Source organism: Aeromicrobium sp. 50.2.37, assembly GCF_024655735.1.
Taxonomy (GTDB): domain Bacteria; phylum Actinomycetota; class Actinomycetes; order Propionibacteriales; family Nocardioidaceae; genus Aeromicrobium.
In genome coordinates, this window is the sequence record NZ_JANLGG010000007.1 from 97457 (window position 1) to 121639 (window position 24183).

Here is a 24183-nt window from a genome sequence, read left to right on the forward strand (position 1 = left end):
TCTCGTGCTTCCGGCCTGATGTCGGTCGACGATCGTCGGGACTTCTCCGCTGGCGCTGGGTGGGATAGGCGGTCCGACACTGCAATCGCGCCGATCGCGGAAACGGAGTAGCGCACCTGAAGTGGGAGATCTCCCAAATCTGCGTGTGTGAATCCCCCCTTCGCGCACACGACGGGATCGAGACTCGACAGCACTGCTGTCGGGGCTCGTTCGTTCCTGTGGCCCGTTTGTTCCGTGGGCTGGTTCGTTGCCGGGGCACGTCCACCGCGCGGCCCACCACGCCGGCGACGGCTGCCGTGTTTGGGACGGCACCCTCGTCAGTCGTCGAGTGCGTCCAGCTGCTCCAGCGCCTCGCGGGCCCGGGCGCGTCGGGCGTCGGGGTCGTCCTCCCACCAGCGCGGTCCGCGTTCGCCGAGTCCGTGCTTGGCGAGGTCGACCCGGCGACGCGCGGCGGCCACGGCCTGGTCGTCACCGGCCTTCTTCGCCACGCGGACGCCGGAACGGCCGCGGCCGAGGTGCGACGTGAGCGCCTCGACCACGTCGTCGGGCAGGCAGGGGTCGGTACGACGCCACCGCCGGCCCTTCACCACGAAGAAGTGGTCGTCCTCCACCGGCCCGTCACCCATGACGGCCTCGCCTCAGTGCGGGACCTTGACCGCCACGACCGGCGCGTCGGCCTCCAGCAGGATGCGCTGGGACGTGCTGCCGAGCACCAGCTTGCCCACGGGCGAGCGGCGACGCTGCCCGATGACCACGAGGGAGACGTCGTCGGCCTTCGCGTGGTCGAGGATCGAGTCGGCGGCCCCGCCGGCGCCGCGGAAGTGCACGACCTCACCGGTCACGCCCTCCTCGGCCAGGCGCGACTCGAGCGCGTCGATCTGCTGCTCCTCGGAGATCGCCTCATCGGTGTCGGCGCCGGGCGTGGCCACCACGACCACCCGCGAGCCGTCCCTCTTGGCCTGGGCCAGGGCCCACGCCAGCGCGGCCTCGCCCTCGGGGGTCGGGACGTATCCCGCCACGATCGTGCTCATGTCATCTCCTCGTCGTCGACGTCTCCCACCGTAGTCGCCGTGGCCACGCCGGTCGTGACGAAAGCCCACGGGCGTCCCACCGACGGGACCGGGAGGTAGCCCTGGTCGAGCCGGCCCGTCGCGAACCCGGCCTGCGCGAGGGCCTCGACGGGGTCGCGCGTGAGGTGGCAGCCTCCGAACAGCCGCTGCTGCAGGCCGTCGAGCCGACGCTGCCAGCGCACGACGCCGACGTCGGGAGCGAGTCCGTGCTCGACCAGGTGCAGGCTGCCGTCCGGGCGCAGCACGCGACGCGCCTCGGCCAGCACGGCGGCCGGGTCGTCGACGGTGCAGAGCGTGAACGCGACCAGCACCGCGTCGACCGACCCGGTCCCGACGTCGACGCGGGACCCATCGAGCCCCACACGACGGACCGCCGCCGTGCAGTCGGCACGCCGTCCGGCGGACCGCTCCCACGCCACGTCGGACGGCTCGACGGCCAGCAGCTCGTCCACCGCCGGGGGCAGGAACCCACAGCTCGTGCCCGAGCCGAAGCCGATCTCGAGCACACGGCCGCGCAGGCCGCGGGTGGCCCGCTCGCGGGCGTCGTCGAGCTGCACGTCACTGCAGGCGCGGTCGACGATCCGTGGCACGACGTGCCGGTCCCACCAGCCCATGGGGTCACCGTAGGCCGCCGCGGGTTTCAGGCGGGGCGGGAGTCAGGCGGGGCGGGGCCGCGCGAGCAGGGCGTCGACGCTCCAGCGTCCGGGCCCGACGAGCGCCAGCAGGAAGGCCGCGGCCGCCAGCACGATCACGAACTCGGCGCCACCGTCGGCCACGAGGAACGCCTCGCGGTGGGCGAACCAGGCCGCGCCCAGCATGGCCACGCCGAGCAGCGGTGCCACGACCGTGGTCAGTGCGCCGGCGACGAGCAGGGCGCCGCCCGCCACCTCGAGCGTGGCCAGGAGCACGGCGGTGACGTCGGCCAGCGGCACGCCCATCTGAGCGAACCCGTCCTGCGTGCCACCGATCCCGGCCGGCCACTTCTGCCAGCCGTGCACGACGAAGACGACGCCGACGACCACCCGTCCGAGGAGCAGGCCGGCGTCGCGGGCGACGGCGGGCCGGTGGTGGTCGAGCGTGCGAGCGATGCCGGACGTGGCCCGGGTCGACGTGGACTGCGTGGACTGCGTGGACATGGGACCCCCGAGGTCGTGTGGACGGTACGAGAGGTGGGACGAACGGCCCGCCTCGACCGTTCCGGGGGCCTGCGCCCACGCCGCCCAGGGCCCGGCACCCCTGCCGTGTGAGCCGAGTCGCGCCGACGCCGGCCTCGGCCCCGTCGGAAGCGGTCACGACCACGGTCGCGGGGCCCTACGCTCGTCCCGTGGCCACGTACCTTTCCTTCCTGGCGTTCGCGGCGCTGCTCGCCGTCGCGCCGGGACCCGACACCTTCCTGACCCTGCGCGCCAGCGTCGTGGGCGGGCGTCGGCGCGGGCTGTACACGGCCGTCGGCATCACGGCCGCCGGTGCGGTCCAGGGACTCCTCGCCGCGATGGGTCTGGGTGCGGTGCTCGCCGCCTCCGAGCCGGTGTTCCTCACGATCCGGTGGGCCGGGGTCGTCTACCTCACGTGGCTCGGGGTCACGGCCCTGCGCTCAGCCCTGCGCCGCGACGGGAGCGCCTGGGCCGTCGGATCGGGCCGCGCCCAGGTGCGACGTCGCACCGCCGTGCGCCAGGGCTTCGTCTGCAACATCACGAACCCCAAGGTGCTCGCCTTCAACCTCGCGGTGCTGCCGCAGTTCGTGGGCCGCGACCAGGGCGTGGCCGTGCTCGCGGCCTACGCCCTGACGCTGGTGGCGGTCGGCGCCGTGGTGCTGCTCGTGGTCGTGCACGGGGCGTCCGCCGCCGCGTCACGGATCGCTCGCCCGGGGTTCCGGCGCGGCATCGACGGCGGCACGGGTGTGGTCATGCTCGGCTTCGCGACCGCCCTGGCCGCCGAGTCCTGACGCTCAGGCGCCGGACCAGCCGAAGCTCGTGGGACCGTCCTCGAGGGCGGCGGCCACCCGACCGCGCATGTCGGCGGTCATGTCCGGCAGGTCGTCGAGGGCGAACCAGCGCGCCTCGGTGTTCTCGCCGTCGGCGGGGTGCGGCTCGCCCGACACCCACCGCAGGCCGAAGGTGATGTCCGTGTACTGGGTCCGGTCGCCGTTGGCGTAGACGACGACGTCGGTGACCCCCACGCGCGCGACGCGCACCGGCTCCGCCGTGACACCGGCCTCCTCCAGGGTCTCCCGCACCGCGGCGTCGGCAGGCTCCTCGCCGGGGTCGATGATGCCGGTGACCGGTGTCCACGAGCCGTCGTCGGCCCGGCGGACGAGCAGGACCTCGTCGCCGCGCGTGGTCACCGCCGTGACGCCGGGGAGCCACAGCGGGTCGGTCCCGATCTTCTCGCGGAGGGCGAGGATGAAGTCCGGGGTGCTCATGGGACGAGGGTAGGCGGCAGGACTCCGCGGGGAGCCTGGATGGAATGGTCCGCCGCCCTGGTCCGTTGACCATGACATGCGTGCCATGACCTATGCCCAGTACGGAGACAACGACGTCCTCGAGCTCACCGACCAGCCGACCCCCAAGGTCGGACCGGGCGAGCTGCTCGTGGAGGTGCGAGCCGCCTCCGTGAACCCCGTTGACTGGAAGCTCATGAGCGGTGGTCTGGACGCGCTCATGGACGCCCGGTTCCCCGTGGTCCCGGGCTGGGACGTCGCCGGCGTCGTGGCCCAGGTGGGCATCGACACGCCCGAGTTCTCCGTGGGCGACGAGGTCGTGGCCTACAACCGCAAGGACTACGTCCACGGCGGCACCTTCGCCGAGTACACGACCGTCCCGGTGCGCGCCGCCGCCCGCAAGCCCGTCGACGTGTCGTGGGAGGAGGCCGCGTCGCTCCCGCTCGCCGGCCTCACCGCGTTCCAGGCGCTCGAGCGGCTCGAGGTCGGCCCGGAGGACACGGTCCTCGTGCACGGCGCCGGCGGAGGCGTCGGCTCGTTCGCGGTGCAGCTGGCCGCGCGGGCCTTCCGCGCACGGGTGATCGGCTCGGCGTCCAGCAGCCAGCACGACCGCATCCGCGAGCTCGGTGGGGAACCGGTCGAGTACGGCGACGGCCTGGTCGAGGCCGTGCGCGGGCTCGCCCCCGACGGCGTCTCCGTGGTGCTCGACCTCGTGGGCGGCGTCGTCGAGCAGACCACGGCGCTGCTCGAGGAGGACGGCCGTCATGCCTCCATCGCCGACGACGCGGTGCTCGGTGCCGGCGGCGCCTGGCTCTGGGTCCGCCCCGATGCCGACGACCTGGGCCGGCTCGTCGGTCTGGTCGACGACGGCACGCTGCGCATCGAGGTGGAGGACACCTACCCCCTCGAGGAGCTGCCCGCGGCCTTCGCCCGGAGCCAGGAGGGCCACGTGCACGGCAAGCTCGCCGTGCGCGTCAGCACCGACTGATCTCGTCACGGCCGATGCGCCCTCCTCGCGGAACGATCGGCGGGGAGGGCGCCGTCGTGTCGGCGCGGCGGCGGTCACTATTCATTTCGTGAATACATGATGTGTATAGTGACACCATGGCCCTCTCCCACGTGCTGCTCGGCATCCTCGCCGACGGCCCCGCGCACGGCTACGACGTGAAGCGCGCGCACGACGCACGTTTCCCGGCGGCCAAGCCGCTCGCCTATGGGCAGGTGTACGCCGCGCTCGGCAAGCTCGCCGACGACGGCGGCGTCGAGGTCGTCGAGACCCCCGACGCCTCCGGTGGACCCGAACGGACCACCTACGCCCTCACCGACGCGGGACGCGAGCGCCTGCGGGCCTGGCTCGAGGCGGTCGAGCCCCCGGCGCCGACCGCGGCCGACGACGTCGTCCGCAAGACGATCACCGCCCTGCACGCCGGCGGTGACGCCGTCGAGTACCTGCGCCGCCAGCGGGACGCCCACCTCGAGGCCATGCGTCGTCTCGTGCGTGAGCGGGACGCGACCACCGACGTCGCTGCGCGGGTGTCGGTCGACCATGCCGTCGCCCACCTCGACGCCGACCTGCAGTGGCTCCACGCCGCCGCCGACCGCTTCGCCCGCACCTCGACCGCAGGAGAGACCCGATGACCGCCCAGCCCACCGACTCGCCCGCCTCGTCGTCCACCTCGGCCGAACGTCTTGCCGCACCCGTCGCCCGCCTGCGCGACGTCCACCAGTCGTACGGCCGAAGCCTGGCCCTCGCCGGCGCCGCCCTCGAGGTCGCACCGGGCGAGCGGGTCGCCGTCACCGGCCCGTCCGGATCGGGCAAGTCGACCCTGCTGCTGTGCCTCGCCGGCGTGCTCCGACCCCAGTCCGGCGACGTCGAGGTGGTCGGCCGCGACCTCTCCACCCTCGACGACGCGGCTCGCACCCGGCTGCGCCGCCGCGAGATCGGCCTGGTCCTGCAGTTCGGGCAGCTGGTGCCCGAGCTCACCGCCGTGCAGAACGTCGCGTTCCCACTGCTCCTGGAGTCGTCGGGTCGGGCCGAGGCGGAGGCCGCCGCCGTGCACTGGCTCGACCGGCTCGGCGTCGCCGACCTCGCCGGGGAGCGACCGGGGGCGCTCTCCGGGGGTGAGCAGCAGCGTGTCGCGATCGCCCGCGCGCTGGTCACGTCGCCGGCCCTGGTCCTCGCCGACGAGCCGACCGGCGCGCTCGACACCGTCACGGCCGAGGAGGTGCTGGCGGTCATGCGCGACGCGGCGTCGGCGTCGGGTGCCGCGCTGGTGGTGGTCACGCACGACAACCGGGTCGCGGCGTCGCTCGACCGCGAGGTCGTGCTGCGTGACGGTCGCGTGGTCGGCGACGAGGGATCGCGATGAGGACGTTGTTCCCGGCGCTCCTACGCGCCGGCGGCACCCGACGAGCGGGTGCGGTCGTGGCTGCCACGGCCGTCGCCACGGCAGTGCTCCTCGCGGTCGGATGTCTCGTGATGCTGTGGTTCGACGGCGTCCCCCGGGGGTTCCAGGACCTCGGCGACGGAGGCTTCACGATGGTCGCGCCCGACGTGAACGAGATCGTGGCCGATCCCGACACTCGTGTCGGCGTGCTCTTCGGTGCGCTCGTGCTCGTGCTCCCGCCGCTCATGCTCCTCGACCAGGCCGTACGTCTGGGCACCACCGCGCGGACGCGTCGTGACGCCGCACTGCGCCTGGCCGGTGCCACGCGGGCCGACGTGCGCAGGCTCGCGGCGCTCGAGGTGGGCCTGCCCAGCCTCGTCGGTGCCGTGATCGGTCTCCCGGTCTTCCTCGTGCTGCGCGCCGCTCTGGCCGCGCCGGGGTTCCTCCCCGCCTCGGGCTTCCCGCCCGCGTGGTGGGTGGTCGCCACCGTGGCTCTGGTCGCCCTCGTCGGTGCGGTGGTCGGTGCGCGATCGGGGCGAGCCGACGTGCTCGGCACGACGCGCCGCACCGAGTCCAGGTCAGGCCTCGGCTGGTGGGGGCCCGCTGCGCTCGTGGTCGGCGCCCTGCTGTACGTGTATGCCGTCCTCGGCTACGGACGTCAGCTCGCCGACGTGGCGGTCTTCGCGGGCCTCGGACTCCTCGTCGTCGGCCTCCTGGGGTGCGCGCCCTGGGCGGCCTACCTCGTGGCCCGCCGAGCAGAGCGCCGCGCCCGCACCGCAGCCGAGCTGCTCGCCGCCCGGCGAGTGCTCGTGGCTCCGGGGGCCGCCGGCCGAGCCGCCGCGGGAGTCGCGGCGGTCGGTCTCGCGATCGGGGCCGCCGCCGTGTTCTCGGCCGACATCGTCGCCATGGGCTACTGGGCCGAGTCCGGTGGGACCTACGACGACGGCGCCCTCGCCACCGTGGTCGCCGCCCTCCTCGCCCTCGTCGTCATCGCGGGGTCGCTCGCCGTGCACGCCGTCGAGACCCTCTGGGAGTCGCGACGCGAGCTCGCGACGCTGGCCGCCACCGGGACGCCGCAGCTCGACCTCGACGAGGCACTGCTGCGCCAGGTGCGTCTCGTGTCCGTGCCGCTCGGGACTTCGGGAGCGCTTCTCGGCGCCGGTGGCTACGCGGTCCTGGGTGGCGCGGACGCCATGGAGCTGGTCGCCGCCGCGCTCGGGGTGCTCGCCGTGTGGGCCGCCGTGCGGTTCGCCGCCTCGGCGGCCACGCGCCTGGTCAGGCCCGTTGCCCGCGCTGCGGCCGGCCCGGTCCACCTGCGCACCGAGTAGGCCCCCAGGCCCACCACGGCTGAGCCGCTCGACCCTCGCGCCGTCACGACCGGGCGCGACACAGTGGACAAGACGACGAGAGGAGGCACCGTGGAGCGCATTGCCGCACCTGCACACCGCAGGTCCGAGATAGAGCGACGCCGCCGCCAGGTGCGCCGCGTCGTCGCCACGGCCGCGCTCGAGGCCGCCCTCACCCATCCGGCGACGGCGGGACACCGTCGCCGGCCGACCGTGCTCTCCGGACACGGTCGTTCCTGAGGCCGCGTCGTCGCCCTCCTCCAGGGGGCGGCGACGCGTCCGGTCCGAGACGCCCGTCCGCATCGGGGGGACGGGCGTCGTGATGCGAGTCGCAGCGTCCGTGGCTACCGTCGGGATCATGCCGTCCAGTGCCCCGCAGAAGAAGCCCAGCACCTCCGCCAAGGTCCTCTACCGGCCCGTCGGGCTCGTGAGCTCCATCGTCGGCGGCCTGTTCGCCAGCATGATCTTCAAGCAGGTCTGGAAGCGGGTGAGCCCCTCGACGGACGACAGCGGCGACGTCCCCGGTCCGCTGCAGAGCGAGTACCCGTTCAAGGAGATCATGCTCGCCGCCGTGCTCCAGGGCGCGATCTACGCCGCCGTCAAGGCCGTCATCGACCGCCAGGGCGCACGCACCTTCGAGAAGGTCACCGGGGAGTGGCCCGGCTCCTGAGACTTCGACGACCCGAACGACGAGGCGCCGCCCGCTCCGTGGAGCAGACGGCGCCTCGGCGCTGTACGGGACGTCGTCGGGGGGTCTCAGCCCGCGAAGACCTCGACGAGCTTCGCGTCGAACGCGGGCAGGTCGTCGGGGTTGCGCGAGGTGATGAGGTCCCAGCCGTTCGCCGGGCAGTGGAAGACCTCGGCGTCCTGCCACGTACCACCGGCGTTGCGGACGTCGGTGGCCAGGGACGGGAACGACGTGAGCGTCTTGCCGGGCAGCACGCCGGCCTCGACGAGGATCCAGGGGGCGTGGCAGATCGCCGCGATCGGCTTGCCCGCGTCGACGAAGGCCTTCACGAGCGCGACGGAGTCGGCGTCCGCGCGGACCGTGTCGGCGTTCACGGTGCCGCCGGGCAGCACGAGCGCGTCGTAGTCGGCCGCCGCGGCGTCGGCCACGGCCACCGTGGCCTCGAAGGTGGCGTCCTTGTCGACGTCACCGACCATCGACTGCACGCTCGCGGCCTCGGGGGCCACGTGCACGGGCGTGCCGCCGGCGTCGAGGACGGCCTGCCAGGGCTGCTCGAGCTCGGGCTTCTCCACGCCCACCTGCGCGGTGAGGAAGGCGATGGTCTTGCCGTTCAACGGGGTGTCGGACATGGCTGTCCTCCTGTTCGTGTGGGTCGACGTCTCACGCGACGTCGTGGGTGCGTGGTCGACGCTCGAGGATCTCGCGGCGCTCGGCCTCGCTCAGACCGCCCCAGACCCCGTACGGCTCCTGGACGGTGAGCGCGTGCTCGCGGCACTGCTCGATGACCGGGCAACGGGCGCAGAGCGCCTTCGCCGCCTCCTCGCGTCGGGCCTTCGGTGTACCGCGCTCGGCCTCGGGGGAGAAGAACCCCTCCGGGTCGACGTCGCGGCAGAGACCGTCGTACTGCCACTCGTACGTCTCCTGCAGTGGCATGGGAAGTCGTTTGATGCTGACCATGATCGTGCCCCCTCTCGGCGGACGTCGGAAGCTCCGACCTGTCTCACCTCGATGGGCCCGAAGCGGTGTGCTCCACCTCGAACGCAACTTCTTCACAACCTATCCACCCGTCTCCCCGAATGGCAACCCTGCGCAAGAGGCCTACAGTGGCAGCAAGGCCCGACGCGGCCGGGAGGTGACGTGGTGAAGGACTCGCCGGGACGTCCCGACGAACCGCGCCCGCCGGCCGGGGAGTGGGTCGACGTCGCTCACGCCGGAGGCGATCTCACGTGGGGCGTCGGTGCCGTGTCCTCCCGCCTGGGCGTCGCTGCCTCCACCCTTCGCACCTGGGAGCGCCGCTACGGGATCGGTCCGAGCCATCGCACCCACGGCGGCCACCGGCGATACACCGAGCGCGACATCAGCCGGGTCGAGCTGGTCCGCCGCATGGTGGCCCGCGGGGTCTCCGCCCAGGACGCCGCCCGCGTGGCGCGCCACCTCGATCGCGACGACCTGTCGTCGGCCCTGCGAGGGGAGACGCCCAGCGAGACCGACCTCGCGACCGACGACCTGCTCGACTCCGTAATCGCCGCGGCCACGGCGGCGGACGAGCAGCGACTCCACGACCTGCTGCGCGCCATGCTGGTTGGCACCCCGGTCCTGGAGGTCTGGCGTGACGTGCTGTCGCCGACCCTCTGCCGACTGACCCACGAGGTGTCCCGCGGTGCGGTCACGGCGGAGTCCCAGACGATGGCCCGCAAGATCGTGCTCGAGCACCTGAACGACGTCCGCGGCGCCCAGGACGCAGGTCGCAACGGCGTCAAGGCGCAGGTGCTGCTCGCGACGTTCGTCGACGAGGCGAAGGCGCTGCCGTTCGTGGCGTGGGGGGCGGCGCTGGCCCAGGCCGACGTCGGCCTGCGGATCGTCGGCCCCGACGTCGACCTGCGCGAGGTGCTCGACCTCGCCACCCACCTGTCGCCCTCCGTGGTGGTCACGTGGGGTGCCCCCGCCGAGTCCGCGGCGCTGGTCCGCCGCCACCTCGACTCCGGCCAGTCCGGCTCCTTCATCCGGGCGTCCGGTGCCTGGCCCGACGAGATGAGCATCCGGTTCGGTCTGGAGGCCCCCGAGATCCCCACCGACGTCCACGGTGCGGTCCGGCAGGTCCTCGACCGCGTCCGCTGACGGTCGACCCGGCACTACCGGCGGGTAACCTGAGGTCATGACCAGTGCCGCCGTCACCACCCGCATCGAGGGCCACCTCGCCTACGTGAGCCTCAACCGGCCCGAGAAGCTCAACGGGGTCGACTTCGGGGTGCTCGACGGGCTGCTCGAGGCCGCTGCCGGGGTGCGCCGCAACCGCGACGTGCGCGCGGTCGTGCTCCAGGGCGAGGGCAGCTCCTTCTGCGCCGGGCTCGACTTCGCGACGGTCAGCCCGCAGCGCAAGAAGGTCGCCGCGTTCTTCCTCACGCCGCCGTGGCGGGCGACGAACGGCTTCCAGCAGGCGCTGTGGGCGTGGCGGGAGCTCCCTGTGCCGGTCATCGCCGTGACGCGGGGCCACGTGTTCGGGGCGGGGATCCAGCTGGCCCTCGCAGCCGACTTCCGGTTCACCACGCCCGACGCGCAGTGGTCCGTCCTGGAGGCCAAGTGGGGGCTGGTGCCCGACATGAGCGGGACGGTGCCCCTCGTGGAGCTGGTGGGCGCCGACGTCGCCAAGCGGCTCGCCATGACGGGCGAGGTCGTGAGCGGGTCGGAGGCGGTCGAGATCGGCCTGGCGTCCGGCGTGGCCGACGACCCGCTGAAGCCCGCTCTGGAGCTGGTCGACGCCATCGTCGCCCGGTCGCCCGACTCGGTCGCCGCGACGAAGAAGCTGCTCAACGACGTGCGGCTCGGTGGCCTGCGGTCGGCGTTCCGGCGTGAGCGGGTCTACCAGCTGCGGATGTTCCGCTCGCCCAACACGGCCATCGCTCGCCGTGCCGGCATGAAGCGCGAGACCCCCGAGTTCGGCCCCCGCACGTTTGGCTGAACCCGAGCGAGCGCAGCTGGGGGCACCTCCCGCTTGCGGGGGCGCGAGCGGTTCAGCCACGTGGAGCCGTCGCAACCAGGGCGTAGCCGCGACGGACGAGTGGTCCACCGGCGAAGCCGGTCCAGCATGGAGCCGCCGCATCGAGGGCGTAGCCGCGGCGGAGATCGAGATCCAGCAAGCGTCCAGACCCAGCCGCCGACACGTCAGCGCCGCTGAACCCGTGCCGAGTGGTCTCGCTCCGTCGCGGCTACGCCCATGGTGCGACGGCTCCATCGCGTCGACGAGCTCGCTGGCGCTCGCCGTCGGCGCTACTCGACCAGCGGGAGCGGTGGCTGCGCTACTCGACCAGCGGGAGCGGTGGCTGCGCTACTCGACCAGGGGGAGCGGTGGCTGCGCTACTCGACCAGGGGGAGTCGTCGGCACCCCTCGGCGCCGGTCGAGGCGCTGGCTGCCGTTGTTAGGCTGACGCGCGTGACGGACGAGAAGCGCAAGAAGGTCGCCGACCAGTACGACCGCGGCTACGACTACACGACGTACTGGGACAACCGCGACTACGAGCACGCGGCCGAGGAGGCCGCGATCCGACGTCTGCTCGACGGCCGGCACTTCGGGCGCGCCGCCGACGTGGGTGGCGGCTTCGGCCGGCTCTGCCTGCTGCTGCGCGAGTACGCCGACCACGTGACGCTGGCCGAGCCGAGCCGCACCCAGCTGGAGGCCGCCGAGCGCGTCCTCGCCGGCACCGACATCGCCCAGGTGCAGATGCAGGCCGACGACCTGCAGTTCGACGACGCCTCGCTCGACCTGCTGACGATGGTGCGGGTCATGCACCACATCCCCGAGCCGTCGACGGAGTTCGGCGAGATCGCGCGCGTGCTCAAGCCCGGCGCGACCGCGCTGATCGAGGTCGCGAACTACGGCCACTTCCTGAACCGTCGCCGGTTCAAGAAGCAGGGCACGCCGCTGCCGAAGGAGCCGGTGAGCATCCGCACCGCCACGGCCGAGGAGCCCGACGCCATCGCCTTCGTCAACCACAACGTCGACACCGTGGTCGCCCAGCTGTCCGACGTCGGCCTCGGTCTCGAGCGCAAGCTGTCGGTCTCGAACCTGCGCAGCGAGAAGCTCAAGAAGGCCCTCCCCACGCGGCTGCTCGTGTCGGTGGAGAAGGCGCTGCAGGAGCGGCTCGCGGCCAACGACTTCGGCCCCAGCATCTTCCTGGAGCTGCGCCGCCGCTGAGCAGCACCACCCGACGCGCACGACCACGGGCCGGTCCTTCCGCGGAAGGACCGGCCCGTGGTGCGTCTCGGTGAGGTGTCAGCGGCGCTTGGCCCAGGCGGCGCGTGCCGCGACCGCGGTGTCGGGGTAGTCGGCGAACACCCCGTCCACGTCGGCCTCGAAGTAGCGCCGCAGCTCGGTGGCCACGTCGCCGCGGGCGTTGGGGTCGGACCCGATGCGCAGGTCCGTCGGCAGGAACCGGTTCTCGTCGCGGATCGTGTAGACCGCCACCTTGAGGCCGGCGCGGTGCGCGTCCTGCACGAGCGACGTCGCCTCGGTGTGGGCGCCGGACGCGTCGCGGGGGATCACCTGGTTCTTCTCCGGGCCGATCCAGCGGGCGTAGCGGGCCACGTCGCGCAGGCCCTCGGGCGTCAGCAGGTCCGCGTAGGTGGTGTCCTTCCCCTGCGCGACCAGGTCGTACGGCGCGCCGGACCCCGACGTGAGCTGCACCAGCGGGACCCTCGTCCAGCGGGCCAGCTCCCGGAGGTTCGACGTCTCGAACGACTGGATGACGACCGGGGCGTTGCGACGGTCCCACCCGACCTGGCGCAGCGATCGCACGAGCGGTTTGGACAGGTCGAGGCCGATGGACCGGAAGTAGGTGGGGTGCTTGGTCTCCGGAGCCACCGCGATGGTGCGGCGTCCGCGGCTCTCGCGCCGGGCCAGCTCGATCACCTCGTCGAACGTGGGGACCTCGTAGCGGCCGTCGTAGACGGTGTTGCCGGGACGGACCTGGGGCAGGCGCTCGATGGCGCGCAGCGTCTTCAGCTCGGCCAGGGTGAAGTCCTCGGTGAACCAGCCGGTCACGTCCACGCCGTCGATGACCTTCGTGGTGCGCCGGTCCGCGAACTCCGGGTGGGAGGCGACGTCGGTGGTGCCGCTGATCTCGTTCTCGTGGCGGGCGACGAGCACGCCGTCCTTCGTGCTGACGAGGTCGGGCTCGATGACGTCGGCGCCCTGACGGATGGCCAGCTCGTAGGCGGCGAGGGTGTGCTCGGGCCGGTAGCCGGAGGCACCGCGGTGCGCGAACACCGTGATGCTGCGGGTGGGCTTCTTCGGTCCCTGCGTGGTGGTCGGCTTGTCGACGACCGGAGCGGAGGGTGCGGCGACGGCCACGCTCGGCGTGGCGATGATGCCGGCTGCGGCGATGCCGATGGCGAGGAGCTTCATGACTCCAGGGCAACCGCTGCGGGTGAACGCCGGGCGACGTGCGTCCGCCGGGCGCGTGACGGTCAGAGGGCGTCGAGGCGGCGCAGCACGTCGCGCACGTGCCCGAGCGCGTTCTTCTCGGCCAGGCCCGTGGTGTCGTCGAAGTACAGCCCGTCGCCGATCAGCTGGATGGTGCGGGCCAGCGACTCGTCGCCGAGGTGCTCGCGCAGGACGACGAACCAGCCCTCGCGCAGGTCGGCCAGCGCGTCGGAGGCGCGTGCGTCGTTCTCCTGGGCGATGCGTCCGGCCGCGATGAGGGCACGGTCGAAGTCGCTGCCGGAGTCGACCGAGGTCTCGAGGTAATAGTCGACCGGACCCTTCGGAGCACGGCTCATGGCGTCGGCGTCGCGGGCTCCCTGCTCGCGCAGGCGGGTCAGCATGCCGTCGACCAGCTCGTCCTTGCTGTGGAAGTGGTAGAGCAGGCCGCCCTTCGACACCTCGGCGAGCGCGGCGACGGCGTCGAGCGTGGCTGCGCGGCTGCCCTGCGTGACCAGGAGCGTCTCGAAGGCGTCGAGCACGCGGTCACGGGTGGAGCGTTCGGCCGACGGCATGGCGCGAGCCTACCTGCGGCGGTGCGACGAGGATCACCGCCGCGCAGCACCGGAGAGGGTGGTGACTGTACCGGCTGGACGGTATAGTGGAGCTCGGCCCGGACGACTGTCCGGGCCGTTCGCCGTCCGCCGGAAGGAGGCCCGCCATGACCACCATCGATCCCCGCTCGAGCTCGACTGCCCCGTCATCTGCACCACTGCCCGAGGTGCCCCCCGTCCGTGCGGGCCTGCGCGAGTGGTGTGCCCTCGCCGTCCTGATGATCCCGGTGCTGCTCGTCTCGGTCGACAACACCGTCCTCAGCTTCGCGCTGCCCTCCATCAGCACCGAGCTGCGCCCGACCGGCAACCAGCTGCTGTGGATCGTCGACGTCTACGCACTGATGCTCGCCGGTCTGCTCATCGCGATGGGCAGCATCGGCGACCGCGTGGGCCGGCGCCGTCTGCTGGTCATCGGCGCGGTGGGCTTCGGCGCGGCCTCGCTCGTCGCGGCGTACGCGAGCAGCGCCGAGACGCTGCTCGTCGCCCGTGCCCTGCTGGGCTTCTTCGGCGCCACGCTCATGCCCTCGACGCTGTCGCTGATCCGCAACGTCTTCCACCACGCCCAGGACCGGCGTCTGGCCATCGCAGCCTGGGCCGCCATGTTCTCCGGTGGCGCCGCCCTGGGCCCGGTGCTCGGCGGGTACCTGCTCGAGCACTTCTGGTGGGGCTCGGTCTTCCTCATCAACGTGCCGCTCATCGTGCTGCTCGTCCCGCTGGCCCTGTGGCTCGTGCCCGAGTCCAAGGACCCGAGCCCCGGCCCGCTCGACCCGACCTCGATCGTGCTCGCGGTCGTGGCGATGCTGCCCGTCGTCTACGGGATCAAGCACCTCGCCAAGGCCGGCATCGACGACGTGACGCTCGGCTCGTTCGCCCTGGGCATCGCTGCCGGCGCGCTGTTCGTGCGTCGCCAGCAGCGCAGCGCCTCGCCCATGCTCGACCTGTCGCTCTTCCGCAACCGGGTCTTCAGCGGTGCGCTCGCGGCCAACCTGCTCAGCCTGATGGGTCTGACCGGGTTCCTGTTCTTCGCCGCGCAGCTGCTGCAGCTGGTGCTGGGCATGTCGCCCATGGACTCGGCCATGGTGCTCCTCCCGGGTCTCGTCGTGACGATGGCCGCCGGCTTCCTGGCCGTGCGTCTCGTGCGTCGCTTCCCCGTGCGGGTCCTCGTGAGCCTCAGCTTCGTGGCGTCCTCGGCCGGCTACGCCGTGGCGGCCTTCACCGGCCACCCGACCGTCGCCACCGTGCTCGTCGCCTTCGTGGTGATGGGGGTGGGCATCGGCCTGGCCGAGACGCTCACCAACGACCTCGTGCTCGCGGCGGTGCCCCCGCACAAGGCGGGGTCGGCGTCGGCGATCTCCGAGACCGCCTACGAGATCGGCGCCGTGCTGGGCACCGCCGTGCTGGGCAGCATCCTCACGGCCACCTACCGCGCCGAGCTGACCGTGCCGGCCATGCTGCAGCACGGCGAGCGCGACCACGCCTTCGAGACGCTCGGCAGCACGCTCACCATGGCCGAGCGCTACCCCAACGAGATGGGGGCGGCGCTCGCCGAGTCGGCACGGGCTGCCTTCGACCTCGGGGTCCAGCGCACGTCGGGGCTCGCGATCGGCATCGCCCTGCTCGCGGCGCTGGTCTCGTGGCGCACGCTCAAGCACGCGCCGGCGGTCGAGGGCGTCCAGCACTGATCCGTGCCAGCATGACGGCATGATCCGGTGGCTCGCGGTCCTCGCGCTGGTGGTGGCGGCTGCGGTCGGGTGGGTGCTCGCACTCGGGACGTCCGCGCTGTGGTGGTGGGCTGCGGCCCCGCTCGCCGTGCTGGCGGCGACGGGGCTGCACGACCTGCTGCAGCGTCGGCACAGCATCCTGCGCAACTACCCGGTGCTCGGGCACGCCCGCTTCGCGATGGAGCGGCTGCGGCCCGAGATCCAGCAGTACTTCATCGAGTCCAACACCGGTGGCACGCCCTTCGACCGCGAGACCCGCGACCTCGTCTACGACCGGGCCAAGGGCAACCACGGCGAGGAGCCGTTCGGCACCGAGCGCGACGTGAACGCCGTGGGCTACGAGTTCGTGGCCCACTCGATGCGGGCCCGCACCAAGCCCGACGTCCGCCCGACCGTGCGGCTCGGTGGGCCGGAGTGCACGCAGCCCTACGACATCGCCCTGCTGAACGTGTCGGCCATGAGCTTCGGGTCGCTGTCGGGCAACGCGATCGAGGCGCTCAACGGCGGTGCGGCGCTGGGCGGCTTCGCCCACGACACCGGCGAGGGCTCCATCTCCCGGTACCACCGCAGGCGCGGCGGCGACCTCATCTGGGAGATCGGGTCGGGCTACTTCGGGTGCCGGACCGAGGACGGTGGCTTCGATGCCGCGAGGTTCGCCGAACGGGCGGTCGACCCGCAGGTGAAGGCGATCTCGATCAAGGTGTCGCAGGGCGCCAAGCCGGGCCTGGGCGGTCTGCTGCCCGGCGCGAAGGTGAACGACGAGATCGCCGAGGCCCGGGGCGTCGCGATCGGCACCACGGTGGTCTCCCCGCCCACGCACCGTGCGTTCGACACGCCCCTCGGGCTGGTCGACTACGTCTCGGAGCTGCGTCGGCTCAGCGGCGGCAAGCCGGTGGGGTTCAAGCTGTGCATCGGCTCGCGGCGGGAGTTCCTGGCGGTCTGCAAGGCCATGGTCGAGCGCGACAGCACTCCGGACTTCATCATCGTCGACGGCTCCGAGGGCGGGACGGGGGCCGGGCCGGTGGAGTTCGAGGACCACGTGGGCATGCCGCTCACCGAGGGCCTCATGTTCGTGCACAACGCCCTGGTCGGGACCGGGCTGCGGGACCGGGTCAAGATCGGCGCGAGCGGCAAGGTCGCGACCGGGATCGACATCGTGAAGCGGATCTGCCAGGGCGCCGACTTCACGCTGGCGGCCCGCGCCATGATGTTCGCGGTCGGGTGCATCCAGGCCCAGACCTGCCACACCAACACCTGCCCGGTGGGCGTCGCGACGCAGGACCCGTGGCGCGCCCGGGCCCTCGTGGTCGACGACAAGGTGCACCGGGTGCGCGACTTCCAGGCCAACACGGTCAACAGCGCACAGCAGATCGTCGCGTCGATGGGGCTGGACTCCTTCGACGACCTCACCCCGCGCAAGCTGTTCCGGCGCGTCGACCCGCATGTGACCCAGACCTACGCCGAGCTCTTCGAGTGGCTCGAGCCCGGCGCCCTGCTCGCCACGCCGCCGGAGGGCTGGGTGAGGGACTGGACCACGGCGTCGCCGGAGACGTTCGAGCCGAAGCTCTAGCGCCGCCGGCGGATCGCCGGTTCAGCCCACGACGTCGACGAGGAGTTCGTGGAGCAGTCGTCGTGCGGGGTGGTCGGTGGTGGCGCGCCGCCAGACGAGCTGGACGCGTCGCTCGGGCACCGGGTCGACGACGGGCACCGTGACGACCTCCGGGGGCAGAGGCCCGCGACCCATCCGTGGGACGAGCGCGACGGCCACGCCCGCAGCGGCGAGCGCGAGGTGCGAGGCGTACTCGTGGTCGATGTAGCGCAGCTCGGGCCGCAGCGCGTGACCGGCGAACATGGCCACGAGCCAGTCGTGGCAGATGCTGCCGGCAGGCGTGCACACCCACTGCTCCTGCACCAGGTCGCGCGGGGTCACCGACGTCCGGGTGGCGAGCGGGTGGTCGCGGTGGACCACGAGGTCGGCCCGGTCGGTGAGCAGGGGCGCCGCGTCCACGCCCGGGGGGATCTCGAGGTGGATGGACTCCCAGTCGTGCACGATCCCGGCGTCGGCGGTGCCGCGGGCCACCTGGAGCACGACGTCGCGCGGGTCCGCCTCGACCACCGTGACCCGCAGCTCCGGTGCCTGGACGGCCAGGCGGGCGAGCAGGGGTGCCACGAGCCCGCGGTTCGCGGTCGCGAACGTGGACAGGTGGAACGGGCCCTGGGGGCGGTCGCCGTCGTGTCCGAGGTTCGACAGCGACTCCAGCTCGTCGAGCACCGCCGACCCACGCTCGGCGAGCAGTCGCCCGACGTCGGTGAGCACGACGCCGCGTCCCACCCGCTCCAGCAGGGGGTGGCCCTGCTGCCGCTCCAGGCGCTTGACCTGCTGGGAGACCGCCGACGGCGTGTACCCCAGGGCGTGGGCCGCGGCCACGACGCTGCCGTGCTGGTGCACCGCGAGCAGGGAGCGGAGGGCGCTCAGGTCGATCATGCAGGAATCGTACATGGAATCGTGAAGAAAGCATCGCTGGACGTTCACGGTCTTGGCCACCAGACTGGCTCGGTGACCCGCCGTGACAGCCTCCTCGCCGTGCTCGTCGCCGTCCTGTGGGGCGGCAACTTCGTGGCCATCCACCTCGGGCTGGAGGACGTGCCGCCGTTCCTGTTCCTGGCGATCCGGTTCGTGCTCGTGGCGGTCCCGCTCGTGTTCCTCGTCCCGCGGCCGAAGGCGTCGTGGCAGGCCGTCGTCGCCGTGGGCGCGTTCATGAGCCTGGGCCAGTTCGGCCTGCTGTACCTCGCGCTGTCGATCGGGATGCCGGCCGGCCTGGCCTCGCTCGTCCTGCAGGCCCAGGTGGTGCTGACGATGCTGTTCGCGGCGCTCGCCCTGGGGGAGCGGGCCACGCGCCGCCAGGGCGTCGGAGCCGTCGTCGGCACGGCCGGCCTGGCCGTGGTGGCCGTCGGCTTCGGGGCCGACGCGTCGGTGGTGCCGCTCCTGGTGACGGTGGCCGCCGCCGCGTCGTGGGCGGTGGGCAACGTGGTGGCCCGCGCGGCCAAGGTCGAGTCGGGGCTGTCCCTCGTCGTGTGGTCGGCGCCCGTGGTCCCGCTGCCGTGCCTGGCGGTCTCGTGGGTCGTCGACGGCCCCGACGTCATGGTCGAGGCGCTGGCCGGGTTCGGCTGGACGGCGCTGCTGAGCACCCTCTACACGGTCGTGGGGGCGTCCCTCGTGGGCTACACGATCTTCAACGGCCTCATGGCGAAGCACCCCGCGTCGTCGGTGGTGCCGTACATCCTGCTCGTGCCCCCGGTCGGGATGCTCAGTGCCTGGCTCGTGCTGGGGGAGGTGCCGAACCTGCTCGAGGCGGTGGGTGCCCTGGTCATGCTGGTGGGCGTGACGGTGGCGGTCACGTCGAGCCGGCGGCCCGCCGTGGTGGTGGCGGCCCCCTCCTGACGACCCACCCGCCGGTGGTCGGAACCGGGTGTCAGCCGAGCAGTGCGGCTCGCGCCATCCGCGCGAGCAGGACACGCAGGTCGGCCTCGGCGATGCGCGCGCTGTGCGGGGTGGAGTTGAGCAGGCCGAACGTGGCCTGCACCGCGGCGCGGGCGGCGGTGCGGGTGAGGTCGTCGCGCAGCGTGCGCACGACGTCGACCCACACGTCGACGTAGGCCAGCTGCAGGGCGCGCACCTCGGCGCGGGCGTCGGCGTCGAGGGACGACCACTCGCGCTCCTGCACCACGATGTAGGCGGGGTGGGTGACGGCGAAGTCGATGTGCCAGTCGATGAGCGCGTCGAGCCGGCCCGGTCCGTCGGGTGCGGCCGACACGCGGGCCCGACCGGTCTCCAGCAGCTCGGTGCTGATGTCCACGAGCGCCTGCGCGAGCACCGACTCCTTGCTGCGGAAGTGCTTGTAGATGGCCGGGCCCGAGATCCCCGACGCCGCGCCGACGTCGCCGACGCTGACGCCGTGGAAGCCGCGGTCGGCGAACAGCTCGACCGCGCTGCGGGCGATCTCGCGACGGCGGTCGGACATGGCACGACCGTACCGCATCTGGTTAATGGGTGTTAACCTCAGGCGCATGAGCACCGGCTCCCCCTCCACGCTGCGCGACCTCGTCGACGAGCTGCACGAGCGCACCGCCCGCGTCCGCCGCGGCGGCAGCGACGCCTCGCGCGAGCGGCACGTCGCCCGCGGCAAGCTCCTTCCGCGCGACCGGGTCGACCGGCTGCTCGACCCGGGCTCGCCGTTCCTGGAGATCGCGCCCCTGGCGGCCTACGGCATGTACGGGGGCGAGGTCCCCAGTGCGTCGATCATCACCGGCATCGGCCGCGTGGCGGGCCGCGAGGTGATGGTGGTGGCCAACGACGCCACCGTGAAGGGCGGCACCTACTACCCGCTCACGGTCAAGAAGCACCTGCGCGCCCAGACCGTGGCGCTGCAGAACCGGCTGCCCTGCGTCTACCTCGTCGACTCCGGCGGCGCCTTCCTGCCGATGCAGGACGAGGTGTTCCCCGACCGCGAGCACTTCGGTCGGATCTTCTTCAACCAGGCGCAGCTGTCGGCGCGTGGCATCGCGCAGGTCGCGGCCGTCATGGGCTCGTGCACGGCCGGTGGCGCGTACGTGCCGGCGATGAGCGACGAGTCGGTCATCGTCAAGGAGCAGGGCACGATCTTCCTCGGCGGCCCCCCGCTCGTGAAGGCCGCGACGGGCGAGGTCGTGACGGCCGAGGACCTCGGCGGTGGTGACGTGCACGCCCGCACGTCCGGCGTCGTGGACCATCTGGCCGACGACGACGCGCACGCCCTCGACATCGTCCGCTCCGTCGTCGGCACCCTGGGTCCGGCCCGCACCCACCTGGAGCCGCAGCCGGCGCTGCCTCCGCGTGAGGACCCCGAGACGCTGCTCGACGTCGTCCCCGTCGACGGGCGCACGCCCTACGACGTGCGCGAGGTGATCCGCCGCGTCGTCGACGACTCGCGCCTGCACGAGTTCAAGCCCCTCTACGGCGACACGCTCGTGTGCGGGTTCGCCCACGTGGAGGGCTACCCCGTCGCCATCGTCGCGAACAACGGCATCCTGTTCAGCGAGTCGGCGCTCAAGGGCGCCCACTTCGTGGAGCTGGCCAACCAGCGCGGCATCCCCCTGCTCTTCCTGCAGAACATCACCGGCTTCATGGTCGGCCGCGAGTACGAGAACGGCGGCATCGCCAAGGATGGCGCGAAGCTCGTCACCGCCGTCGCCTCCAGCGTGGTGCCGAAGCTGACCGTGATCATCGGTGGCTCGTTCGGTGCGGGCAACTACGGCATGTGCGGCCGGGCCTACGACCCCCGCTTCCTCTGGACCTGGCCCAACGCCCGCATCTCGGTGATGGGCGGCGAGCAGGCCGCGTCGGTGCTGGCCACAGTGCGACGGGACGGCATCGAGGGGAAGGGCGGCGCGTGGTCCGCCGAGGACGAGGAGGCGTTCAAGGCGCCGATCCGCGACCAGTACGAGGAGCAGGGCAACCCGTACTACGCCACCGCCCGCCTCTGGGACGACGGCATCCTCGACCCGCGCGAGACCCGCCGCGTGCTCGGCCTCGCCCTCCAGACCTGCGCGAACGCGCCTGTGCCATCGTTCGCCGACCGCCCTGACACCGACGCTGGCTTCGGCGTCTTCCGGATGTGAGCCCGATCGTGACCGAGCCCCACCCCCAGCAGCCCCGCCCCCGTCAGATCAGCACCGTCCTGGTCGCGAACCGCGGCGAGATCGCCCGCCGGGTGATCCGCGCCTGCAGTCACGCCGGCCTGCGCAGCGTCGCGATCCACACCGACCTCGACGAGTCGTCCCTGCACGTGGCCGAGGCCGACGACGCGGTGCGCGTCGGCTCGTACCTCGACGTCGAGGAGGTCGTGGCCGCCACCGTGTCGGCCGGTGCCGACGCCGTGCACCCCGGCTACGGCTTCCTGTCCGAGAACGCCGCCTTCGCGCGTGCCGTGGAGGCAGCCGGGCTCGTCTTCGTGGGTCCGTCGCCCGACGTCATCGAGCTGATGGGTCGCAAGGACCGGGCTCGGGAGGTGGCCGAGGGGGCCGGCGTGCCGGTGACACCGCGCTACGAGACCGACGACGTCCCCGCCGACGCCTACCCGGTGCTCGTGAAGGCCGCGGCCGGTGGTGGCGGCAAGGGCATGCACGTGGTGCGCCGCCCCGAGGACCTCGCCGACGCCGTGGCCACCGCGCGCCGGGAGGCGGCGTCGTCGTTCGGCGACGACACGCTCCTCGTCGAGGCGTACGTCGAGGGCGGCCGGCACGTCGAGGTGCAGGTCTTCGGCGACCGGCACGGCGCCGTGGTCCACCTCTTCGAGCGCGACTGCTCCGCTCAGCGTCGGCACCAGAAGGTGGTCGAGGAGGCGCCGGCCCCGAACCTCGACCCGCAGCTGCGGGCGCTGCTGCACGCGTCGTCCGTGGCGCTGTGCGAGGAGGTCGGCTACGTCGGGGCAGGCACCGTCGAGTTCCTCGTGGCCGAGGGGCCTGACGGGTCCAGCCCGGCGGGGGTGCCGGGCGACGGGCGGCGGGACCAGTACGCCTACTTCCTCGAGATGAACACGCGCCTGCAGGTGGAGCACCCCGTCACCGAGCAGGTGACGGGCCTCGACCTCGTGCAGTGGCAGCTCGACGTCGCCGCCGGTCTCCCGCTGCCGTCGACGCAGGACGAGATCACGTGCACCGGCCACGCCGTCGAGGTGCGGGTGTACGCCGAGGACCCGTACACGGGCTTCCTCCCGCAGGCCGGGCACGTGCTCGACGCGCGCTGGGGAGGGGTGCAGGGTCAGCAGGTCCACGCCGCGATCGAGGGCGAGGCCGTGGTGTCGTCGTCGTACGACCCGATGCTGGCCAAGCTCGTCGGCACCGGGTCGGACCGTGACGAGGCGATCGCGTCCGTGCTGGCCACCATCGACGACTCCGCGGTGGAGGGCATCGCCACCAACCTGGGCTGGGTGCGTCGACTCGTCGACTCCGACGCCTTCCGTGCGGGCGAGGTCCACACGGGATGGCTGGACGCCTACGAGGGTCCGCTGCTGGAGCGCCCGACCGTCGCCGACGAGGCGCTGCAGGCCGCGGCGGTGCTGCTCGACGATCCCGGCGACGCGTCGCCGTTCGGTCGGTCGGACGGCTGGCGTCCCGCCGGCGCCTCCGCCCCCCGTGCGGTCCGGGTGACCGAGGTCGACGGCACCACGCACGTCGTCGACGTCGGTGGCGGGACCGCCCTCGCCGACGCCACGAGGCGTGGCCGTCGGGCCTGGGCCACCTGGCAGGGCCAGACGTGGGTGCTCGAGACCGCCGACGCGATGCGCCGCTCCTCCGTGGCTGCGGCGGGTGACGCCGACGTCGTCGCGCCCATGCCCGGATCCGTGGTGGCGCTCGACGTCGCGGTCGGCGACGCGGTGACCGCCGGTCAACGGCTCGGCGCCGTGGAGGCGATGAAGATGGAGCTCGCGCTCGTCGCCCCCCACGACGGCACGGTCACGCACGTGGGCGCCGCGGTCGGCGACCAGGTGGCGATGGGTCACGTCGTGGTGCACGTGGACGAGGGCGCATGAACCTCCCCATGAGAGTGCCCGAGCCGGGGATGCCGGACCGCGTGACGATCTACGAGGTCGGACCTCGTGACGGCCTCCAGAACGAGAAGGCCGTGGTCCCGCTGGAGGTGAAGGCCGCGTTCGTGCGTCGCCTCGTCGCTGCCGGGCTGCCCGTCGTGGAGGCCACCAGCTTCGTCCACCCACGGTGGGTGCCGCAGCTGGCCGACGCCGCCGACCTGGTCGAGGCCCTGCGGGAAGGGCCACGGTTCGAGCACCCGGTGCTCGTGCCCAACGAGCGCGGCCTCGACCGTGCGCTGGAGGCCGGGTGCAGCCACGTGGCCGTGTTCGCCAGTGCGACCGAGACGTTCGCGCAGAAGAACCTCAACAGCTCGCTCGACGCCCAGATGGCGATGTTCGATCCGGTCGTCCGTCGGGCTCGTGACGCCGGCGCCGACGTCCGTGCCTACGTGTCGATGTGCTTCGGCGACCCCTGGGAGGGTGCGGTCGATCCCGACGTGGTCGTCCGCGTGGGCTGCGACCTGCTCGAGCTGGGTGCGGCGCAGCTGTCGCTCGGCGACACGATCGGCGTCGCCACCGCCGGCCAGGTGGGCGACCTCGTGCGCCAGTTCGGGGCGGCCGGGGTGGGGCCCGAGCGGCTGGCCCTGCACTTCCACGACACCTACGGCCAGGCGCTCGCCAACGTCCACGCCGGGCTGCAGGCCGGCGTCACGACCTTCGACGCGTCGGCCGGTGGCCTCGGCGGCTGCCCGTACGCGCAGAGCGCGACCGGCAACCTGGCCACCGAGGACCTGGTGTGGTTCCTGACCGGCCTCGGCATCGAGCACGGTGTCGACCTCGACGCGCTCGTGGCCACCAGCTCCTGGATGGCCGAGCAGCTGGGCAAGCCACCGGCCAGCGCCGTGGTCCGCGCCCTGTCCTGAGCCGTGCGGC

The 24183-nt window shown here is 72.9% G+C and carries 26 protein-coding genes; 15 read left to right on the top strand and 11 right to left on the bottom strand.

The genetic code is table 11. The features are described 5' to 3' along the window. Nucleotides 1-317: 317 nt before the first annotated feature. From NUV38_RS05665 to NUV38_RS05680, 4 genes are read right to left on the bottom strand one after another with little or no spacing between them, the layout of a single operon-like run. Nucleotides 318-626, bottom strand: coding sequence for a hypothetical protein (locus NUV38_RS05665; RefSeq protein WP_257728183.1), 309 nt, complete (start codon nucleotides 624-626; stop codon nucleotides 318-320). 12 nt (nucleotides 627-638) lie between these two features. Beyond that, nucleotides 639-1031: a universal stress protein gene (locus tag NUV38_RS05670; protein ID WP_257728184.1), complete on the bottom strand. Its 393-nt coding sequence runs from the start codon at nucleotides 1029-1031 to the stop codon at nucleotides 639-641. Then, on the bottom strand, nucleotides 1028-1684 hold the full coding sequence (locus NUV38_RS05675) for a class I SAM-dependent methyltransferase (RefSeq protein ID WP_257728185.1): 657 nt from the start codon (nucleotides 1682-1684) through the stop codon (nucleotides 1028-1030). The genes NUV38_RS05670 and NUV38_RS05675 overlap by 4 nt, the downstream gene beginning before the upstream one ends. Nucleotides 1685-1726: 42 nt before the next feature. Continuing rightward, nucleotides 1727-2206, bottom strand: coding sequence for a DoxX family protein (locus NUV38_RS05680; protein WP_257728186.1), 480 nt, complete (start codon nucleotides 2204-2206; stop codon nucleotides 1727-1729). Nucleotides 2207-2394: 188 nt separating this feature from the next. Between NUV38_RS05680 and NUV38_RS05685 the strand changes: the two genes are divergently transcribed. After that, nucleotides 2395-3015: a LysE family translocator gene (locus NUV38_RS05685; RefSeq protein ID WP_257728187.1), complete on the top strand. Its 621-nt coding sequence runs from the start codon at nucleotides 2395-2397 to the stop codon at nucleotides 3013-3015. A 3-nt stretch (nucleotides 3016-3018) separates the two neighbouring features. Here the strand turns inward: NUV38_RS05685 and NUV38_RS05690 are convergent, their stop codons facing one another. Then, complete coding sequence (locus NUV38_RS05690) at nucleotides 3019-3492, bottom strand: NUDIX domain-containing protein (protein ID WP_257728188.1); 474 nt, start codon at nucleotides 3490-3492, stop codon at nucleotides 3019-3021. Nucleotides 3493-3577: 85 nt separating this feature from the next. On the opposite strand from NUV38_RS05690, the gene NUV38_RS05695 reads away from it, so the two are divergent. From NUV38_RS05695 to NUV38_RS05715, 5 genes are all read left to right on the top strand, one after another. Then, nucleotides 3578-4498, top strand: a complete 921-nt coding sequence (locus tag NUV38_RS05695) for an NADP-dependent oxidoreductase (protein WP_257728189.1) — start codon at nucleotides 3578-3580, stop codon at nucleotides 4496-4498. Between the two features lie 116 nt (nucleotides 4499-4614). Then, nucleotides 4615-5148 (top strand): PadR family transcriptional regulator, encoded by a 534-nt coding sequence (locus NUV38_RS05700; RefSeq protein WP_257728190.1) that lies wholly within the window; start codon nucleotides 4615-4617, stop codon nucleotides 5146-5148. Continuing rightward, nucleotides 5145-5879 (top strand): ABC transporter ATP-binding protein, encoded by a 735-nt coding sequence (locus NUV38_RS05705; RefSeq protein WP_257728191.1) that lies wholly within the window; start codon nucleotides 5145-5147, stop codon nucleotides 5877-5879. Before NUV38_RS05700 ends, NUV38_RS05705 begins: the two co-directional genes overlap by 4 nt. Next, nucleotides 5876-7225, top strand: coding sequence for an FtsX-like permease family protein (locus NUV38_RS05710; protein WP_257728192.1), 1350 nt, complete (start codon nucleotides 5876-5878; stop codon nucleotides 7223-7225). Before NUV38_RS05705 ends, NUV38_RS05710 begins: the two co-directional genes overlap by 4 nt. Nucleotides 7226-7601: 376 nt before the next feature. Further along, entirely contained in the window at nucleotides 7602-7913 is a 312-nt protein-coding gene (locus tag NUV38_RS05715) for a DUF4235 domain-containing protein (RefSeq protein WP_257728193.1), read from the top strand. 86 nt (nucleotides 7914-7999) lie between these two features. Here NUV38_RS05715 and NUV38_RS05720 read toward each other — a convergent pair whose 3' ends face one another. Together NUV38_RS05720 and NUV38_RS05725 are read right to left on the bottom strand one after the other, a co-directional pair. Beyond that, the gene (locus NUV38_RS05720; RefSeq protein WP_257728194.1) at nucleotides 8000-8560 is read right to left on the bottom strand and encodes a DJ-1/PfpI/YhbO family deglycase/protease; all 561 of its coding nucleotides are present in this window, start codon (nucleotides 8558-8560) and stop codon (nucleotides 8000-8002) included. Nucleotides 8561-8591: 31 nt separating this feature from the next. Beyond that, on the bottom strand, nucleotides 8592-8888 hold the full coding sequence (locus NUV38_RS05725; protein WP_257728195.1) for a WhiB family transcriptional regulator: 297 nt from the start codon (nucleotides 8886-8888) through the stop codon (nucleotides 8592-8594). 183 nt (nucleotides 8889-9071) lie between these two features. Here NUV38_RS05725 and NUV38_RS05730 point away from each other — a divergent pair, with 183 nt between their 5' ends. The 3 genes from NUV38_RS05730 to NUV38_RS05740 all read left to right on the top strand — a co-directional run bounded on the left by NUV38_RS05730 (nucleotide 9072) and on the right by NUV38_RS05740 (nucleotide 12123). Then, nucleotides 9072-10049 carry a MerR family transcriptional regulator gene (locus NUV38_RS05730; RefSeq protein WP_257728196.1) on the top strand — a complete coding sequence of 326 codons (978 nt, stop codon included), beginning with the start codon at nucleotides 9072-9074 and terminating at the stop codon, nucleotides 10047-10049. Nucleotides 10050-10086: 37 nt separating this feature from the next. After that, nucleotides 10087-10890 (top strand): crotonase/enoyl-CoA hydratase family protein, encoded by an 804-nt coding sequence (locus NUV38_RS05735; RefSeq protein WP_257728197.1) that lies wholly within the window; start codon nucleotides 10087-10089, stop codon nucleotides 10888-10890. Nucleotides 10891-11361: 471 nt separating this feature from the next. Further along, entirely contained in the window at nucleotides 11362-12123 is a 762-nt protein-coding gene (locus NUV38_RS05740) for a class I SAM-dependent methyltransferase (RefSeq protein ID WP_055961861.1), read from the top strand. A 78-nt stretch (nucleotides 12124-12201) separates the two neighbouring features. On the opposite strand, the gene NUV38_RS05745 is transcribed toward NUV38_RS05740, so the two are convergent. Next, complete coding sequence (locus NUV38_RS05745) at nucleotides 12202-13332, bottom strand: glycerophosphodiester phosphodiesterase (RefSeq protein WP_257728198.1); 1131 nt, start codon at nucleotides 13330-13332, stop codon at nucleotides 12202-12204. Between the two features lie 62 nt (nucleotides 13333-13394). After that, nucleotides 13395-13922 carry a TetR/AcrR family transcriptional regulator gene (locus NUV38_RS05750; RefSeq protein ID WP_055961854.1) on the bottom strand — a complete coding sequence of 176 codons (528 nt, stop codon included), beginning with the start codon at nucleotides 13920-13922 and terminating at the stop codon, nucleotides 13395-13397. 146 nt (nucleotides 13923-14068) lie between these two features. Between NUV38_RS05750 and NUV38_RS05755 the strand changes: the two genes are divergently transcribed. Further along, on the top strand, nucleotides 14069-15643 hold the full coding sequence (locus tag NUV38_RS05755) for an MFS transporter (RefSeq protein ID WP_055961851.1): 1575 nt from the start codon (nucleotides 14069-14071) through the stop codon (nucleotides 15641-15643). Nucleotides 15644-15662: 19 nt separating this feature from the next. Beyond that, nucleotides 15663-17252 carry an FMN-binding glutamate synthase family protein gene (locus NUV38_RS05760; protein ID WP_257728199.1) on the top strand — a complete coding sequence of 530 codons (1590 nt, stop codon included), beginning with the start codon at nucleotides 15663-15665 and terminating at the stop codon, nucleotides 17250-17252. 21 nt (nucleotides 17253-17273) lie between these two features. Here the strand turns inward: NUV38_RS05760 and NUV38_RS05765 are convergent, their stop codons facing one another. Then, nucleotides 17274-18167, bottom strand: coding sequence for a LysR family transcriptional regulator (locus NUV38_RS05765; protein WP_257728200.1), 894 nt, complete (start codon nucleotides 18165-18167; stop codon nucleotides 17274-17276). A gap of 72 nt (nucleotides 18168-18239) precedes the next feature. Here NUV38_RS05765 and NUV38_RS05770 point away from each other — a divergent pair, with 72 nt between their 5' ends. Then, nucleotides 18240-19124 (top strand): EamA family transporter, encoded by an 885-nt coding sequence (locus NUV38_RS05770; RefSeq protein WP_257728201.1) that lies wholly within the window; start codon nucleotides 18240-18242, stop codon nucleotides 19122-19124. A gap of 31 nt (nucleotides 19125-19155) precedes the next feature. Here NUV38_RS05770 and NUV38_RS05775 read toward each other — a convergent pair whose 3' ends face one another. Beyond that, complete coding sequence (locus tag NUV38_RS05775) at nucleotides 19156-19704, bottom strand: TetR/AcrR family transcriptional regulator (protein WP_056557304.1); 549 nt, start codon at nucleotides 19702-19704, stop codon at nucleotides 19156-19158. 46 nt (nucleotides 19705-19750) lie between these two features. Between NUV38_RS05775 and NUV38_RS05780 the strand changes: the two genes are divergently transcribed. Genes NUV38_RS05780 through NUV38_RS05790 form a run of 3 tightly spaced genes read left to right on the top strand, consistent with a single transcriptional unit; the run spans nucleotide 19751 to nucleotide 24173 of the window. Further along, entirely contained in the window at nucleotides 19751-21340 is a 1590-nt protein-coding gene (locus NUV38_RS05780; protein WP_257728202.1) for a carboxyl transferase domain-containing protein, read from the top strand. Nucleotides 21341-21348: 8 nt separating this feature from the next. Beyond that, complete coding sequence (locus tag NUV38_RS05785; protein WP_257728203.1) at nucleotides 21349-23253, top strand: biotin carboxylase N-terminal domain-containing protein; 1905 nt, start codon at nucleotides 21349-21351, stop codon at nucleotides 23251-23253. Then, nucleotides 23250-24173: a hydroxymethylglutaryl-CoA lyase gene (locus NUV38_RS05790; RefSeq protein ID WP_257728204.1), complete on the top strand. Its 924-nt coding sequence runs from the start codon at nucleotides 23250-23252 to the stop codon at nucleotides 24171-24173. Before NUV38_RS05785 ends, NUV38_RS05790 begins: the two co-directional genes overlap by 4 nt. The last annotated feature ends 10 nt before the right edge of the window (nucleotides 24174-24183 follow it).